Consider the following 18,418-nt stretch of genomic DNA (forward strand, 5'->3'; position numbering starts at 1 on the left):
CAAAAATGGATAGCAAATCATAGACTGTTATCTCACAAAATAACTCATTAAATAAAAATGAGATTAAAACACATAATATTAAATTTCAACAGTCAAAGCAAATGAAATTAAGAAGCCAACATATTAGGTACTTGTATAATACATTATTTTTTATACTCTTTTGCTTTACTATAAGTAGTTGTACGGAGCAGTATGCCTTTAAAACCAGTACGTTCGAAAATATTCTTGTTGTACAAGCAAATATTACAAATGAATATAAAAAACAAGAGATAAAAATCTCCAGATCTTATCGTTTCGAGGAGAGTGGCCCAACTACAGAAGAAGGTGCTACTGTTTTTGTAACCGATAATGATAATAATTCCTATTCCTTTAGTCTAGAAAAAACATCAGGCCTATATGTTTCGAACAATGAATTTCAGGCAATTCCAGGAAAAACATATCAATTAAACATTACGACAAAAGAAGGAAAATCATACTCTTCATCTGTTCAGTCTTTAACCCCTGTTAATGAAATTCAGGTAGAACCAAAGATTGAAACTAAAGATGGAGAAAAAGGAGTACAAATAGTTGTGAGCAGCTATGATCCAAATGCAAAAACAAAGTTTTACAGATATGAATATGATGAAACCTACAAGGTCGTAGCGCAAAGCTGGACGCCCTATAAACTTGTGTTAGCTCCATTTACAACAAATGGTCGTCCAGATTTCATTGTTGTACCCAGAGAAGGAGAATCCCGAATTTGTTTTACCACAAAAAAATCTGATGATTTACTTTTAATGAATACTGTGGGATCGAGCGAAGATCGCATTAATTTACCAATACGTTTTATAAGTGCCAAAGACCCTATTATTAAGGAACGATATAGTATTATAGTTCGCCAATATGTTCAGAATTTAGAATCCTATACCTATTACAAAACATTAAAAAGTTTATCTACTTCCGAGAGCATCTTTTCACAAGTTCAGCCAGGATTTAACTATGGAAATTTAAAATCTAATGATAATTCTAGTGAAAAAATAATTGGATTTTTTGAAGTATCATCAATTTCATCAAAAAGAATATTTTTTAGTTATAGAGATATCTTTATAGATGAACCATATCCTCCATATCCCTCCGAATGTGCTTACGAGTCATATAAAAACTGTTGGGGACAAACAGAAGATAGATCTTGTAGAGGCGAAAAAATACTTTCGATTGTTAATGGCCCCGGATTGGATGTCTTATATTATGGAACCGATAAAGATTCGTTTGTATTTATTACCGCAGCTTGTACAGATTGTACTAAAATTTCATCTAACATTAAACCTTTATTTTGGATAGACTAAAAAAATCAATAAGCATAGCTATGCTAATAGTAATTAATACATTAGCTACAGCGCAAAATAGTTCATTAAATAAAAATGGATTTATAAGCAGATCAACTAGCGAAAATATATTTGTTCACTTAAGCACCTCTACTCTAATTACTGGAGAAACGTTGCATTGCAAATTATATGCTGTAAACCCTGAAAATAATAAATTAAGCAGCATTAGCAAAATTGCTCATGTAGAACTTATTGACAGTGAAAATAATCTTATTTTCATGAATAAAATCTATTTAGATAACGGAAAGGGACACGGTGATTTCTTTATACCAACAACTATTAACACTGGTAACTACAAGCTTATTGCTTATACAAATTGGATGTTAAACAAAAAAGATTCTAAAGTTTCAGAAATTGATCTTGTAATAATAAATCCTTATTTAACGAGTGTAAAAAGCAATTCAAACAATAATTCCTACTCTCAAAAAAAGGAACCAAAAGGTACAGAAACTAAATCAGACTTAGCCCTGTCACCTACTAAAGACCAAAATTTTGCAATAGAATTAAATAAAGTAAATGCAATAAAAAGAGAACAACTTTCACTTAAAATTAAATCATTAACTGCTATTAATAGTAAAGGAAACTACTCTCTTTCTATAAAAAAAATTGACAATTTACCTTCAAAAAAACCATTGAGTTCTTATGAATTTGCAAAGTATAATTCAGATAATAAATGGGTAAATACAATAAATGATACCATCTTATTTATACCAGAACTTAGAGGTGAAATAATATCTGGTACAATTACAAATAGTAAAGATTCAAAACAAATAAGCGACAAAAGTGTAGCATTATCTATACCTGGAACTGATTTTGGTTTTAAAATCGTTAAGACTAATCAAAATGGTAAATTCAATTTTATTTTAGATAAAAACCCCAACTATACTAATGTTGTAGCTCAGGTAATAGGAGATGACAAAAATGATTACACGATAGAAATTGATAAAATCAAACCATACACTTTATCAGAGTTAAAATTTGCAGATGAGTTAAATCTTACTTCAGATTATAAAAATAGCATTGAAGAAAGATCAATTGCAAACCAAATAGAAAACGCTTATTACTCCATAAAAAAAGATAGTGTAGAAGCCAATAGTAAAGCTGTATCATTTTTTAATCCATTACAGAAAGAGTATATACTTGGGGACTACACAAGCTTTCCGAGTTTAAAAGAAACAATAACTGAAGTGGTAAAAGAAGTTTATTACCGTGAAGAAGATAAAAAATATAGCCTTAATGTGAGAGACATAAACTATGATTTAAAATATTTTTCTGAGCCAACATTAGTATTAGTCGACGGATTATTAATCCAGAATGTCAACGAATTATTTGATTACAAAACAGAAAATATATACAAAATAAGTGTTGTTCCCGGAGTTTATTTTTATGGTCCAAAAGCATTTAATGGCATCATAAGCATCACTACAAAAAGAAATGATTATGTAAGTAAAGAAACTGGAAACTATATTTTGAAATCTGAAATTCAAAGACCTTTAAATAAAACTATCTATTTCAAACAAGATTATACTGATGGTGATAAATACAATAGAATTCCTGATTATAGATACCAATTACTTTGGCAACCAGACTTAACACTGGAAAATAAAGAGAACACAATTTCCTTTTTCACTTCTGATGTATCTGGAGAATATGAAATCAATTTAGAAGGGTTTACACAAGAAGGAATCCCTGTATCATTGAGAGAAACTTTCGAAGTGAAATAATTATTTTTAAATTTTTGTAACTTTTTTGCAACTTCATACGTATAACCATTTGTACACTTAAAAATTGAGGAGACAAAAACATGAGACAACTTAAAATCACCAAGCAGGTAACCAATCGTGAGACTGCTTCATTAGACAAATATTTACAAGAAATTGGAAAAGTTGACCTAATTACCGCTGACGAAGAAGTAGAGTTAGCACAAAAAATTAAAGCTGGTGATCAAAGAGCATTAGAAAAATTAACAAAAGCCAACTTACGTTTTGTGGTTTCGGTGGCAAAACAATATCAAAATCAAGGGTTAACACTTCCCGATTTAATAAACGAAGGAAATTTAGGTTTGATTAAAGCGGCACAACGTTTTGATGAAACACGTGGTTTCAAATTTATATCATACGCAGTTTGGTGGATTCGTCAATCGATTCTTCAAGCATTAGCAGAACAATCACGTATCGTTCGTTTACCTTTAAATAAAATTGGTTCTATCAATAAAATCAACAAGATGTATGCATTATTAGAGCAATCTAATGAGCGTCCACCATCTGCTGAAGAAATTGCTAAGGAACTAGACATGACAGTAAATGACGTAAAAGAGTCAATGAAAAACTCTGGTCGTCACCTATCAATGGATGCACCTCTTGTAGAAGGAGAAGATTCAAACCTTTACGATGTATTACGTTCTGGTGAATCTCCAAATCCTGACAGAGAGTTAATTCACGAATCATTACGTACAGAAATCGAACGTTCATTAGAAACATTAACTCCAAGAGAGGCAGATGTAGTTCGTTTATATTTTGGTCTTGGAGACCAACACCCAATGACTCTGGAAGAAATTGGAGAAACTTTCGACCTAACTCGTGAGCGTGTACGTCAGATTAAAGAAAAAGCAATCCGTAGATTAAAACATACTTCAAGAAGTAAAATTCTTAAAACTTATTTAGGTTAAAACTAGCCTTAAAGTTAGAAAGTTTATAAAGTCCAAAAGTTTAGGCTTTAAGACGTTTAACTTTCGACTAAACAGTAAACAACAGTTTGATTGACTGTTCGTTTTTTGATTGATGATTGAAACTCCGGCTGATTACCGGAGTTTTATTTTTTTATACCATCAACTATTTCACCTTATAATTGGGCGTGCCCTTCCGTAAAAACTACAGGTCAGGCTTTCGCACTCGCTTTTTTTAAATCATTCCACTACGTTACATCATTTAAAAAAGAGCTCAAACAATTGCTCAATCCCTCACGCAAAACCATTTTAGTAGTCGAAGGTTTTCATGTCTTATATTGAATTTTAAACGCAAAGAACACAAAGCTTTGTGAACTTTGCGTAAATCCTTGTGCCCTTTGCGGTTAAAAAAACAGCATAAAATACCCTAATGAACTTTACATAAATCCTTACGAACTTTGCGGTTAAAAAAATTACCTTTGCAAAAAATAACACAACACACAACTACACAATGAAAAATACACTTATTGCACCGTCTGTTCTTGCTGCCGATTTTGCAAACTTACAACGTGACATCGAGATGATTAACAATAGTCAAGCCGATTGGTTTCATATAGACATCATGGATGGCGTTTTTGTTCCAAACATTTCTTTCGGAATGCCCGTTTTAGAAGCAATTAACAAACATGCAAAAAAAACTATCGATGTTCACTTAATGATAGTTGATCCAGATAGATATATTAAAACTTTTGCCGACTTAGGCGCTAATATATTAAGCGTACATTATGAAGCTTGTACACATCTTCATAGAACCTTACAAGCGATTAAAGCAGAAGGAATGAAAGCTGGAGTAGCAATTAATCCACATACAAACATAGACTTACTAGAAGATGTTATAAACGACATCGATTTGGTTTGTATCATGAGTGTAAATCCTGGTTTTGGGGGACAATCATTTATCGAGAATACATACGCAAAAGTTAAAAAACTAAAAGATTTAATTACCAGAAAAAATGCATCTACAATTATTGAAATTGATGGTGGTGTAACTAATAAAAATGCAAAACAATTAGTCGAAGCTGGAGCAGACGTTCTAGTAGCAGGAAGTTTCGTTTTTAAAGCCGAAAACCCAACAGCAACAATTGCCGATTTAAAAGCATTGACTTCTTTTTAATTTCTTTAGAAGTAAATAAAAATACAAAAGCCGAAGTATCTCTTCGGCTTTTTTTATGTTCATTGTAAAAATGTAAAGAATTTCCACGCTATCGTTGTTTTATTTACCACATAGAAACATAGATACTATATGTTATAAAGAACACAAAAAGAAATACATTCCTTTCACATAGCCAACTCTGTGCCTTTTAAATAAGTGAAACGTCTTTTTTAAGAATATAAAATCTATGTTTCTATGTGTTAAAATAATTGTACCAAAACCATTCTTAGCTCAACAAAACTTTAGCTTTTCGATATCCCGTTAAACTAATGTTTCTGTGCTTCTTAAAGAATTTATTCAGATGACTTTCGTCAGAAAAACCAAATTCATCTACAATCTCATTAATTCGCATATCGCTAAAACTTAATCGGTGCTCTATCAATCTAATTTTATAATTTGAAATAAAAGACTGAATCGTTTCTCCACAATGATTCTTGAAATAACTCCCCAAATACGTATCCGATATATCAAATTTCTCCGCTATTGCAGAAGCTTTCAATTTTTGAGGACACAAAATATTAGATTGAATGTAATTTATGATTTCCAAAATTCTTTTATCTGCATTCTCCTTTATCCCAACGGGTTTTATTTTAGCAATATTTCTTGCAGCAATTACAATCAATGCATTTACGTAATGAATAATTAAATCTTCATCATAAATATCTTTGTTATCAATACTATGTATCAAAGATTCTGCAATAGACTTAACAAGAAATTCATCTTCTTTACGATTTAAAATACAGCCTGATAAATGAGTTGCATAATGCAATATACATTCAATATGATCGATACTTTTCGACTTATAATCTCTTACATATTCACTATTAAGTTTAACCAATAAAAACTCTGTAGTTGTAACGATATCAAACGTATGATAATCATTTGGCGTAAGCAACATTAAATTACCCGCTTGATAAGAGATACAATTTCCGTTAATATGAAGAAATCCATTTCCTGAAATAACATAAACCATCTGGAAAAAGCTGAATTGCGAATTTCCGATAGGACATTCATTAACCTTCTTATAAATTACCTCGACAGATTGGTGCATATTTTCTTTTCTCATCTTGCAAAGATACCTCTTTATCATAAAATTGTACCGAAATATCAATCATACTCAGTTTATTTTTGCTAAATATAAAAACTTAAAAATGACGCAAAAATTTAAACTCACCAAAAATACAATTGCCTTAATCGCCATTTGTCTAGCCACATTAATGTTCTCACTAGAAATTTCGAGTGTTCCTGTAATTCTCCCAACTCTCGAAAAAGTCTTAAACGCTAACCTTCGGGATATGCAATGGATAATGAATATTTATACTATTGGTTGTACCGCAGTTCTTATGGCAGCTGGAACTCTGGCCGATCGCTATGGTCGAAAACGCATTCTTATCATCACTTTAATTCTGTTTGGGATTTCCTCCTTAATATGCGGTTTAGCACAAAATGTAACCGTATTAATTATAAGTCGATTTTTTCAGGGAGTAAGTGGCGGTGCAATGCTTATATGCCAAGTAGCTACTTTATCCTATCAATTTCAGGAAGGAAAAGAACGCAGTAGGGCTTTTAGCATCTGGGGAATAATCCTTGGGGTCGGTTTAGGATTCGGACCTATTATTGGTGGTTCAATCACAGCTTTATTATCTTGGGAATGGGTATTCTTAATACATGTTCCAATAGCTATTATAGCTGCTATTCTTGTTTATAGTAATGTAAATGAATCCAAAGATCCTCAAGCCAAAAAACTAGACATTTGGGGAATGCTCACCTTGTCTATATCCATTTTTGGGCTTACTTATTTTATTACACAAGGACCAGATTTAGGTTTCTCTAGCCCTATTGCCCTAGCAAGTATCCTTATTGCGTTGATAAGTTTAATACTTTTTATAAAGGTCGAAAAAATAAACCCTCATCCCATGTTTGATTTCTCGGTATTTAAAATTCGTAATTTCTCTGGCGCTATCTTTGGCTCAATCGGTATGAATTTTAGTTTTTGGCCGTTTATAATTTACTTACCTATTTATTTTCAAAGTTGCTTGGGTTACGATGTTGTAACAGTAGGACTCTCATTACTTGCCTATACCCTACCTACTCTAATTATACCTCCGTTGGCAGAATATCTTTCAGTTCGCTATCGTTCAGGAGTAGTAATTCCTTTGGGATTGTTTATACTAGGATTAGGCTTTATTGTTATGAGATATGGTACCGTAGCAGAAAATCCTAGTTGGCTCACTATGCTTCCTGGTTCTCTTTTGTCAGGTATTGGCTTAGGCTTAACTAACACGCCTGTAACCAATACTACAACTAGTTCTGTATCGAGTAATCGAGCAGGAATGGCTTCGGGAATAGACATGAGCGCACGAATGATTTCATTATCTATAAATATTGCCTTAATGGGTTTTATACTAGTCGAAGGAATCTTTTCTCATTTATCAACTGCCTTTTCTGAATCTCTAAATCGAGAAACATTACGTTCATTAGCAGAAAAAATAGCAGCAGGAAACTTCTCCTCTCTCAATCAAGATTTTCCTGAACTAACTTCATTAGATGCATCAGGTCGAATTGTACACGAAGCGCTTGCACATGGTTTTGACTTAATCCTCTTGTACGGAGGTTTTGGAGTCTGGATTTTAGCATTGATTAGTTTTTATTTTTTTAATTCTTCTAAAAAGACATTAAGAAACTAAAGTACTAAGGTTTCTGTAGATACACTGAAAAAGGTTCAGAGGGACTGAGGAACTGAGGTACAAAGGTTTCCTATCGATTACGTTTAAAAAACTCAGCTCTTTTTTTAGTTAACCATAAAATAACCACAAACTTGTCTTTCTGAGGGACGAAGGCACGAGCGATAGCGAACTGGCAAAGCAATCTCCGCGAGTGGCTCGACAAGTTTGTGTTAGTTTCTCGCGGAGGTGCCTCATTCTTCGGCATGACTAGATTGTGTTTAGAAAGAAAAGCAATGAGTAACAAAGGTTCAAAGATTCCCTATCGACGCACTTAAAAATCCTTTTAATCTTATTAATTCTATAGTAAAACGAAGGTTTTTCATCAATAAAAATTTCTTTAGAATAATAATCACATTTCCATTTTAGATAAATTATATTTCTTTAAAATTTAACATTTCAAAATTAAGTTCTTAACTTAGCGTAAATTCTTATTTTTTCAGTAAAACCACATCCAAAAACAAGCTGAAAAATAATTCATTCTACATTCCATTTTCTATTACCCATTAGCTAATCAATTAAGACAATATGAAACAAACCTATTTTTATTCCAGTGTATTATTTTCCTGTTCAATATTATTATCAAGTAACATTGGTAATGCTCAAGAGAAAACCAAATATCTAAATGCTGAACAGAGTGATCCTATAAAAATGGGCTGGATGGTAGGTTCTCCTCCACCTGCTGACCGTCTTGTACGTTTTGATGATGGCAGTTTTTTTCAATTTCCAGCACTAAGATGGAGCGTAGCACATATGCGCCAATTTATGCCAACAGTAAATGTTTCTCGTGGTTTAGGAAATTCAACTCCATTAGAATCAAATATTAAAAGTGACATTGATCAAATTAAATTCAAACCTCTAAACGAGAAAAAAACAATTTCCTGGGAAGAATCGTTGCAAAAAACCTATGCCGATGGTGTTATTATCATGCACCACGGAAAGATTGTATATGAAAAATATCTTGGAGCATTAACCACCGATGGACAACATGCTGCCATGTCTGTAACAAAATCTTTTACGGGAACACTTGGGATTATGTTGGTCGAAGAAGGTCTTATAGATCCTACCAAACTAGTGTCAGAATATATTCCAGAACTTCAAAATTCAGCTTTTGGAGATGCAACTGTAAGACAAGTAATGGATATGACTACCGCTTTACAGTTTAGTGAGGATTATGCTGATCCTAATGCCGAAATATGGAAATTTTCGGCAGCAGGTAATCCGCTACCAAAACCTAAAGATTACACTGGACCTAAAACCTATTACGAGTACCTACCAACGGTTAAGAAAAAAGGAACTCATGGAGATGCATTTGGCTATAAAACAGTAAACTCTGATGTTTTGGGATGGATTATTGCCAGAGTTACAGGAAAAACTGTTGCCGAAGTTTTATCCGAAAAAATATGGAAGAAACTAGGAACAGAACAAGATGGGTATTACTCTGTAGATGCTGCAGGAACTCCTTTTGCTGGAGGTGGTTATAATTTAGGCTTAAGAGATTTGGCACGCTTTGGTCAGTTAATTTTAAATAACGGAAAAGCTGGCGATCAACAAATTATCCCAAAATCGGCAATTGATGACATCAAAAAAGGAGGAAACAAAAAAGCATTTGCAAAAGCAAACTATACGCTATTAAAAGGATGGAGCTACCGAAATATGTGGTGGATAACTAATAATGATAATGGTGCATTTTGTGCTCGTGGCGTACATGGACAACTTATTTATATAGACCCAAAAGCGGATATGGTTATTGTGCGTTTTGCATCTAACCCAGTTGCTGCAAACTCAGCTAATGATCCCTATTCTTTACCAGCTTACGAGGCTATAGCAAAATACCTTATTAAGGGGAAATAATTACCCAAATCATATTGCTTAAACGTGAAAACATTAAATACTAATTAAAAGATTCCAACCAAAAAGTTAACCATGTAAGTGATTAAGTTCATTTAAGTTTAAGCCTAATTAGTTAGTCACGCTTATATTTACTTAAATCACTTATATGGTTAAAATATTTTTATTGAATTGTTAATGCAGTGAATGTAATCAAATCAGTACTTCAAACATAGAAGGCAATAGATACTCATATTATTTACTTTGCTTTCTTCTTACCCCAAAAAGGGTTTGAATCAAGTCTCCATATATAAGCAATTTGAAAATTTCCCGAAGACAGTCCTACGTTACCCGTATCATTATTATCTGAAAATGAAGAGAAAATCAGATTATTTACATATGATAATCCGAGGGACCATTTCTCCTTGTTATACCCTATAGCCGTTCTTGGAAAGAATGTGGGATATATTTCTATCTTTTTTTTGCCAAAGTCATCTATTCTTTCCGTACCAAAATTAGCGCCTACTGTTACAGAGCCACTGGCAAACCATCTTTTATTTATTGCCCAGGTATAGGCATATCCTCCACTTACTCCAAACTGAAAATTACGCAAGGAATTTTTGTCCTTATGTACAAAAGAACTATCTGAATCTATTTTTGTAAAATAAACTCCACCTCCTAATAAAAAACTCCCTGCCGATTTTAATTGTTTTTCGTTCTGATTGAAAGCAGCTTTATAGGAGAACTTTTTATTATTAAAAACATATTGTCCAAACGCACCATATTGCTGAATATTTAAATCTGGATATAATTGTATGTTTTTATCATTATTATCAGCAGTATAAAATCCATGATATTTTTGTACAAAAAGGTCAATTATAAACTTTCGACCATAATTATGAATTTGAAAATCTAATGCTTTGGTTCTTCCCTTTTCTTTATCTTTCATAAAGCTCAAACCATATCCATAACTCAAATTAATTATTGTGTTATTTATAGACACTCCAAAGCCTAAGCTCATAGGGTTATTGGGCATGAAATTTTTAACCTTTCCATCTACTTCTTTTTCCATAGAAATAAGTTTCATTGACATATATGTCCTTAGCGAAAGTTTATTCTCAAAAGGTTTAATGTAAGTCGTATCGATTTGCGCATTGCAAAAAATAGGAAAAGCAAAAAGGAGTAAAAAAGAAAAATATGATTTCATTGTGTTTTTAGAACGAAAATTAATACCCCTTATTATTTCAAAAAAACTTATTTAACAAGAGTTTATAAGTATATAAAAATAGTGCATAATGAATTGATTTTAATCACAAATCTAGGAATTACGTCAATGAAATACGACCATTCGTCAAAATGTTGAGTGCGTTTTAATAAAACTATAATCTATTAATAAAAGAGAGTCAATTTTACTGTTTAATTTTAAAATAATTCGCAAACTTTAAATAGTTGATTTTTTTTGTATCATTTTAAAATCTGAAACAGACTAAACTATTAAATATTAGGCTTGTAATTCATGTCCCCTTAATTTTATGAGATATATTCTAAAATTATGAAAAAGACATTTTTAATTGCAATAGCCTTTAGTTTTCTCTTGATTTCTTTTTCCTGTAAAAAAGACAAAGAAGATAAAAAAGCTCAAGCAGAAAATCCTTCTGCTTCAGATTCTACAAAAACAATCGATAATGGTTGGCCTCGCGAAGTAACAAACAATGATGCCAAATTAGTCTATTACCAACCACAGGTAGACGACTGGAAAGATTTTAAAGAAATAACTGCACGAATTGCATTTGCCTTAACTCCAAAAGATGGCAAAGAGGTTCTGGGTGTAGCTTCTCTAAAAGCAGGAACCTTGGTAGATAAAGATGCCAGAAGCGTGTTTTTTAGAAATGTAGAAGTTACTGATATTAGATTTCCTGCTCTCGATGAAAAATTAGTTCCGCAAATGGAAAAACTATTTAAAGAATTAATTCCTAAAGGAGGAGATCCTATTTCTATAGATCGTGTAATGGCAGATTTAAGTAAAACCAAAACTCCACCTAAAGGTATAGCGGTTAAAAACGACCCTCCTCCTATTTTTTATAGTACAAGTCCTTCGATATTATTGATGGTTCAAGGAGACCCAGTTTTAGTTCCAATTGAAAAAACAAATCTGAGCTATGTTGTAAATACAAATTGGGATTTATTTTTTGATAAATCGGCTAAGAAATACTATCTATTGGTCGAAAATGTTTGGTTAACTGCTACAGATTTAAAAGGCAAATGGGAAAAGACGACCAGCTTACCTAAAGAAATGAGCAATTTACCATCAGGACAAAACTTTGATGAAGTAAAAAAAATGATTCCTCCACCAACAAGCAATACCTCATTACAAGTTTTCTTTAGTGATAAACCAGCTGAACTTATCGCTATAAACGGAACTCCCAAATTTGTTAAAATACCCGGAACTAAATTAATATATATTGAGAATACTGATAATGATATTTTTGCAGATGAAGGTGACGGGCAATATTATGTATTATTATCGGGCAGATGGTTTCGCTCTAAAGAGCTTACTGGTCCATGGAGTTATGCAACTGATAAGTTACCTGCCGATTTTGCAAAAATCCCTAAAGATTCTCCTCGAGCAAATGTATTAGCTTCTGTTCCTGGAACACAAGAAGCATCGGATGCAGTAATGCTATCACAAGTTCCTACAACTGCTATTGTAAAAAAAGCTGATGCCGAAACCAAGGCTAAAGTTACTTACGACGGAACTCCACAGTTTAAACCTATTCAGGGTACATCGCTTCAATACGCAAGCAACACACAAGAAAAAGTAATAAAGGTTGGAGATTTATATTATCTGTGTTTTCAGGCAGTATGGTTTATGTCTACAACTCCTAATGGCCCTTGGAAAGTAACCGATTCTGTACCTAAAGAAATCTATTCTATTCCGCCTAGCTCTCCTGTATATAATGTTACCTATGTAACCCAAACAAATGTTACAGATACAACTGTAGAGAGTAGTACTACTGCAGGTTATTTTGGAGCTTTTATTGTAGGTGCAGTAATAGGATCTGTACTTACTTATGGAACTGGATTTTACTATCCTCCATATCTTTATTATGGTCCCGGAATTTATCCTGTATATCGCCCGTGGCCATGTACTTATGGTGTTGGAGCAGTTTATAATCCGTGGTCGGGAGGTTGGGCAGCTGGAAGAGCTGCATATGGACCATACGGATCTGTAGGAACAGCAGCTTGGTACAATCCTGCAACGGGAAGATATGGTCGTTCAGCTAGTGTACAAGGTTGGTATGGCGGGCGCACCGCAGCTGGTGGTTACAACCCTTGGACAGGAAATTATGGAAGAACAGAACAAGGGCATAATGCGTATGCACAATGGGGACATTCAGCAGCATCCAATGGTCGCCAATGGGTACAATCTGGTCATGTAACAACTAGACAAGGAACAGTAGTTGGTTATCAAACTTCTGGTGGTAAAGAGGGCGTAATCACACACCATAGAGGCGGAGGAACTACTGTACACACCAACAATAATCTTTATGCCGGACATGATGGACACGTTTATAAAAAAGATAGTAACGGTAACTGGAGTCATTATAATAATGGCAACGGCGGATGGTCTAAAGCTGGTACACTAGGTTCTACACAACACAATGGAGATAAAATCCAGCGCGATAACGTTCAGAAACCAAACCAAACGCTTAACTCTCCTAACAGATCTCTTGGAGGAGAAACTGAACGCAATAACATACAGAAACCGAACCAAACGCTTGGCTCGCCAGACAGATCTCTTGGTGAACCAGGTCATGATAATACCATACAAGGGCTTAACCATTCGGATTTTGCCAGACAACGCGGAGAAACTCAAACACGAGATTTTCAAAACATTCAAAGAGGTGGCGGAAATCGATTAGGTGGTGGGGGCGGTTTTAGAGGTCGAAGATAATTAAGCTCTAAAATCACAACAATTTGATATTAAAAAAATAACCAATTATAAAAAAGGCTAGATACATCATTTTTGTATTTAGCCTTTTTAAATAAATTATTTAATGCAAATTCCATTAATTCCTAAATGTTTCCAGAAACCAAGTTTTATTTTGAATTCGTATTCATACATTTGAATTACATAAAACAGGTAACATGAAAATTTTAATAATAGAAGATGAAGCTGGTTTACGTGAAGTCGTGCAACAATCACTCGAAAAAGAGAAATATATTGTCGAAACCGCATATGATTATATTTCCGGACTAGACAAACTAGGCGCATACGATTATGATTGTATATTAATCGATATTATGCTTCCTAACGGAAATGGTTTGGACTTACTGAGAGAAATAAAAAATCAAAAAAAACAAAGTGCAGTTATTATTATATCGGCAAAAGATGCTGTTGATGATAAAGTAAAAGGGCTGGACTTAGGGGCCGATGATTATTTAAGTAAGCCTTTTCATTTATCAGAATTACATGCCCGAATTAAATCGGCACTTCGGAGAAACAATCACAATGGAGACAATTTAATTGTTTGGAAAAACGTAACGCTTTGCCCAGAACAACGAACAGTTTCTATAGACAATAAAGAACTAACCTTAAACAGAAAAGAATTTGATTTACTTTACTATTTTATAATAAACCCAAACCGATTAATTAATAAAACTGCAATAGCCGAATATGTTTGGGGTGACCATACAGATCAGGCAGACAATCTGGATTTTGTATATTCACAGATTAAAAATTTACGCAAGAAACTAAAAGACAGTGATGCCGAAATTGATATTCAGGCTGTTTACGGAATTGGATATAAAATGAATTAATGAAATTACAAAACTATACACTTCGCTATCTCGCACTTACGCTACTTATTGTAATCCCAATTTGGGCTGGGATTTTTTATATGCTGATTTTAGATGAAGTGCATGATAATATTGATGATGATTTAAAAAACTCTAAAATCATTATTATCCGACATGCTTTTGCCGACAAAAAACTATTAAATTCTCCCGAATTCGGCATCAATAAGTTTACCATAAAACCACTTCCTAAAGGTCATTATTCTCAAAAAGATGAATTTTCTACCTCTGAGGAATTTATGGAATATGATAACGATAACGAACCTATTAGAACATTAAAAACTATTTTTAATGATGATAACGGAAACTCGTATGAACTAATAATAAAAGCATCTGTTGTAGAAGAGGATGACTTACTCGAAGATCTATTCCTGGCTTTAATAGGTTTGTATGTTATGCTTGTTATTAGCATATTAGTAGTAAACCATTTGCTCTTAAAAAGAATCTGGAAATCGTTTCATATCATTTTAGAAAATCTTAAAGAGATTAAATTAGGAACTGGCAGCCGATTAAAACCTATCAATTCTCCTATTGATGAGTTTAATATTTTGGCAAAAGAAGTAGAGAAAATGCTAAATCGTAATGAAACAATTTATTCTAGTCAGAAACAATTTATAGAAAATGCTTCACACGAATTACAAACTCCTCTGGCAATTAGCATTAACAAACTCGAATTATTTGCAGAGAATAGCGTTCTCCCTGATGAACAAATGATGGAGATAGGTAAAATAACAGATACACTGACTCGATTAACAAGATTGAATAAATCGTTATTGATGTTATCCAAAATAGAAAACCAACAATATTCTGAAGAAGAAAGCGTCAACTTTAATAAACTCATATTAGTATTAACAGAGGATTATGCAGACTTAGCTGAATTCAAAAAAATAAAAATCACAGTGACTGAAAATGATACTTTGTTTTTTATGATGAACAAAGGATTAGCCATTGCATTAATTAGTAATTTATTAAAAAATGCTTTGATACATAATCATCCTGATGGTTTTGTAAATTTTGTAATAAACAAGAATGATATCATCATTTCGAATAGTGGTAATAATTCTCCATTAAATCCTGAAGCTATTTTTGGCAGATTCTATCGCCATACCACAACCAATGAATCTACTGGTTTAGGTTTGTCTATCGTAAAATCAATTATAAATAATTACTCGATTACTATCGAATATTTGTTCACGGAAAATCATCAATTCAAAATTATTTTCCCAAAAAAGTAGTCTTTTATTTATTTTCCTAATTGTTTCCAAATTCTGGTTATACACTTGTATCAGAATTAAAAACAACAATTATGAAAACTAAATTAAACTTGGCTACATGCCTAATAGCAGGATTAGCATTTGGACTTTCTGCGAATGCACAAAAAACAGTAATTACAAAAAATGCTTTACCTGCAAATGCTCAGACTTTCTTAAAAACTCATTTTCCAGGACAAGAACCTGTTAATATTATTGAGGATAAAGAAACCTTCTCTAAAGATTACAAAGTTCAGTTTACAAATTATATAGAAATAGAATTTGACGGAAAAGGAAATTGGGAAGAAGTAGATGGTAATCATCAAGCAATTCCAAGTAGTATAATTCCTAAAAAAATAGCATCTTACGTTACTACTAATTTTGCAAATACTATAATAACCAAAATTGACAAAGGAACTTGGGGATATGAAGTAAATTTAAGTAACGGTCTTGAATTAGAGTTTAACTCTAAAGGCAATTTTATAAGAATTGATAATTAACATTAAATACAACAATCATGAAAAAAATAATCTTATCTGGCTTTATAGCCTTAACACTTTTATTCTCGGCAACATCTTGTGACAGCGATGATGATAATGATCATGAAACAATAATTAGTGCCACCGATTTACCTCAACCGGCAACTGCATTTGTTACTACATATTTTCCTGATGCTACTTATAAGCTTATAACTAGACAAAATATTCCTGATGCCGATGGGTCAATTTATGATGTTTTACTAAGTAATAATTTCGACATTGATTTTGATGCTAAAGGAAATTGGATTGATATCGATGGAAATCATCAGGCAATTCCGGTTGCTTTGATTCCTGTAAAAATCAATACTTATGTAACCACAAATTATCCTGATCAAGTTGTAACATCAATCGATAACGAAAAAACGTTTATAGAAATAGAACTTTCTAATAATCTGGAACTAGTTTTTGATCTTGAAGGAAATTTTCTTCGAATAGATAAATAAAAACAAAACTGCATCATACTCTAAAAGCTCCGAAATTTAATCTCGGGGCTTTTTTTTGCAGGAGATTTTAAAATTTTTCTGCCACAAATTACACAAATTTATAAGCGTATCGATAGGAAACCTTTGAATCTTTGTAACTCAGTACCTTTCTTTAGCCACTGATTAAAATGATTTTTTTCACGCAGATCCGACAGATTTAAGCAGATTTAATTTAAAAAAATAGTAATAAATAAATCTGCGCTCATCGGCTTAAATTTTTTTAAAATCTGCGTGAGAAAAAATTTACCCATTCAGAATAGCTATCGGGGTAAAAGAATAAAAAGGAATTTTTCAGCACATTCAGAGAAACCTTTGCGCATTTGCATCTCAGCGCCTTAGAACCTTTTCCTAAAACTTTTCGGTTAATTTTTTCGCCTCAAATTTCACGAATCTACACAAATCATTAAACCGTTATAAATCACTATAATCTTTTTAAAAACATATCGTCAATAAAGATTAATCTCCCTTACTATCTCTTTTGCAAAAAAAATAAGAATATTCCTAAATGTTTCCAGGTTCAGGTTATAATATTGCTGTATAATAAAATAACAATTTAATACTACTACCATGAAAAAAACATTTTTAACAAGTTTTACAATTTTATCAATTTTGCTTTCAACAACCTCTTGCGATAGTAATGACGGTCTTGTCGCAGTGGATAAAACTGTAATCGAGCCAACTAATCTTCCTGCTACAGCAAAAACATTTACCGAAACCTATTTTCCTAGTCCTGTATATAAATCAACAGTAAAATTAAATACACCTAGTTTAAATGGAACTATTTATGATGTTTCGCTTGCAAATGGTTTCGAAATAGATTTTGATGCTAACGGAAACTGGACTGAAATAGATGGAGGTAATCAAGCAATACCTACTGCTTTAATTCCAGAGAAAATTAATGCTTATGTTGCTGCAAATTATCCTGGTTTGTTTATCGTACAAATCGAAAACGAAAAAACTAAATACGACGTAGAATTATCTAATGATATAGATTTAGTTTTTACTACACAAGGAGATTTTGTTAGAATAGATCATGATGGAGATAATCATAATGAAGTTGTTGTTAATCCAACTACATTACCTCTGGCAGCGACTACATTAATTAGTACACATTTCCCTAATGCAACAATTAGATTGGTAGAAAAACAAAATAAACCAGATGCAAACGGTTCTGTTTATGATGTTTCTCTTTCTAACAATTTTGAAATTGATTTTGATGTAAATGGAAACTGGACAGAAATAGATGGAGGTAGCAAAGCTATTCCTGTTGCTTTAATTCCTGCAAAAATCAATACATATGTTACAACCACTTATCCAGGTTTATTCATAACATCTATTGATAATGAAAAAACATATACTGAAGTAGAACTTTCTAATGATACAGATTTAATTTTTGACACTCTTGGAAATTTCCTTAGAATAGACAAATAAAAATGTAATTATATAATACCATTCTAAAAGCTCTGAAATTTAATTTCGGAGCTTTTTTTAAGTC

The 18,418-nt window shown here is 32.5% G+C and carries 14 protein-coding genes; 12 read left to right on the forward strand and 2 right to left on the reverse strand.

The genetic code is table 11. The features are described 5' to 3' along the window. Positions 1 to 101 precede the first annotated feature (101 nt). From OA93_RS24420 to rpe, 4 genes are all read left to right on the forward strand, one after another. A complete protein-coding gene (locus OA93_RS24420) occupies positions 102 to 1,325 on the forward strand; it encodes a DUF4249 domain-containing protein (protein WP_039111607.1) in 1,224 nt (407 codons plus the stop codon). Positions 1,326 to 1,345: 20 nt separating this feature from the next. Then, positions 1,346 to 3,088 (forward strand): hypothetical protein, encoded by a 1,743-nt coding sequence (locus OA93_RS02425; RefSeq protein ID WP_082001750.1) that lies wholly within the window; start codon positions 1,346 to 1,348, stop codon positions 3,086 to 3,088. 80 nt (positions 3,089 to 3,168) lie between these two features. Further along, positions 3,169 to 4,032 carry a sigma-70 family RNA polymerase sigma factor gene (locus OA93_RS02430; protein WP_026707723.1) on the forward strand — a complete coding sequence of 288 codons (864 nt, stop codon included), beginning with the start codon at positions 3,169 to 3,171 and terminating at the stop codon, positions 4,030 to 4,032. A 508-nt stretch (positions 4,033 to 4,540) separates the two neighbouring features. Continuing rightward, on the forward strand, positions 4,541 to 5,203 hold the full coding sequence (gene rpe, locus OA93_RS02435) for a ribulose-phosphate 3-epimerase (RefSeq protein ID WP_039111521.1): 663 nt from the start codon (positions 4,541 to 4,543) through the stop codon (positions 5,201 to 5,203). Positions 5,204 to 5,468: 265 nt separating this feature from the next. Here the strand turns inward: rpe and OA93_RS02440 are convergent, their stop codons facing one another. Beyond that, positions 5,469 to 6,308, reverse strand: a complete 840-nt coding sequence (locus OA93_RS02440) for an AraC family transcriptional regulator (RefSeq protein WP_039111522.1) — start codon at positions 6,306 to 6,308, stop codon at positions 5,469 to 5,471. Positions 6,309 to 6,393: 85 nt separating this feature from the next. Between OA93_RS02440 and OA93_RS02445 the strand changes: the two genes are divergently transcribed. Together OA93_RS02445 and OA93_RS02450 are read left to right on the forward strand one after the other, a co-directional pair. Then, positions 6,394 to 7,929: an MFS transporter gene (locus tag OA93_RS02445; protein WP_039111523.1), complete on the forward strand. Its 1,536-nt coding sequence runs from the start codon at positions 6,394 to 6,396 to the stop codon at positions 7,927 to 7,929. Positions 7,930 to 8,493: 564 nt separating this feature from the next. Next, positions 8,494 to 9,819: a serine hydrolase gene (locus OA93_RS02450; protein ID WP_039111524.1), complete on the forward strand. Its 1,326-nt coding sequence runs from the start codon at positions 8,494 to 8,496 to the stop codon at positions 9,817 to 9,819. Positions 9,820 to 10,054: 235 nt separating this feature from the next. Here OA93_RS02450 and OA93_RS02455 read toward each other — a convergent pair whose 3' ends face one another. Continuing rightward, positions 10,055 to 11,002: a DUF4421 family protein gene (locus OA93_RS02455; RefSeq protein ID WP_039111525.1), complete on the reverse strand. Its 948-nt coding sequence runs from the start codon at positions 11,000 to 11,002 to the stop codon at positions 10,055 to 10,057. 345 nt (positions 11,003 to 11,347) lie between these two features. On the opposite strand from OA93_RS02455, the gene OA93_RS02460 reads away from it, so the two are divergent. The 6 genes from OA93_RS02460 to OA93_RS24000 all read left to right on the forward strand — a co-directional run bounded on the left by OA93_RS02460 (position 11,348) and on the right by OA93_RS24000 (position 18,354). Next, positions 11,348 to 13,750, forward strand: coding sequence for a hypothetical protein (locus OA93_RS02460; protein ID WP_039111526.1), 2,403 nt, complete (start codon positions 11,348 to 11,350; stop codon positions 13,748 to 13,750). 194 nt (positions 13,751 to 13,944) lie between these two features. Beyond that, positions 13,945 to 14,616: a response regulator transcription factor gene (locus tag OA93_RS02465; protein WP_039111527.1), complete on the forward strand. Its 672-nt coding sequence runs from the start codon at positions 13,945 to 13,947 to the stop codon at positions 14,614 to 14,616. Then, positions 14,616 to 15,887: a HAMP domain-containing sensor histidine kinase gene (locus tag OA93_RS02470; RefSeq protein WP_039111528.1), complete on the forward strand. Its 1,272-nt coding sequence runs from the start codon at positions 14,616 to 14,618 to the stop codon at positions 15,885 to 15,887. The genes OA93_RS02465 and OA93_RS02470 overlap by 1 nt, the downstream gene beginning before the upstream one ends. A gap of 71 nt (positions 15,888 to 15,958) precedes the next feature. Then, entirely contained in the window at positions 15,959 to 16,402 is a 444-nt protein-coding gene (locus tag OA93_RS02475; RefSeq protein WP_039111608.1) for a PepSY-like domain-containing protein, read from the forward strand. A 17-nt stretch (positions 16,403 to 16,419) separates the two neighbouring features. Next, on the forward strand, positions 16,420 to 16,884 hold the full coding sequence (locus OA93_RS02480; protein WP_039111529.1) for a PepSY-like domain-containing protein: 465 nt from the start codon (positions 16,420 to 16,422) through the stop codon (positions 16,882 to 16,884). 606 nt (positions 16,885 to 17,490) lie between these two features. Next, the gene (locus tag OA93_RS24000; protein ID WP_052259345.1) at positions 17,491 to 18,354 is read left to right on the forward strand and encodes a PepSY-like domain-containing protein; all 864 of its coding nucleotides are present in this window, start codon (positions 17,491 to 17,493) and stop codon (positions 18,352 to 18,354) included. Positions 18,355 to 18,418: the final 64 nt, after the last annotated feature.

Source organism: Flavobacterium sp. KMS, assembly GCF_000813005.1.
In the GTDB taxonomy this organism is placed as follows: domain Bacteria; phylum Bacteroidota; class Bacteroidia; order Flavobacteriales; family Flavobacteriaceae; genus Flavobacterium.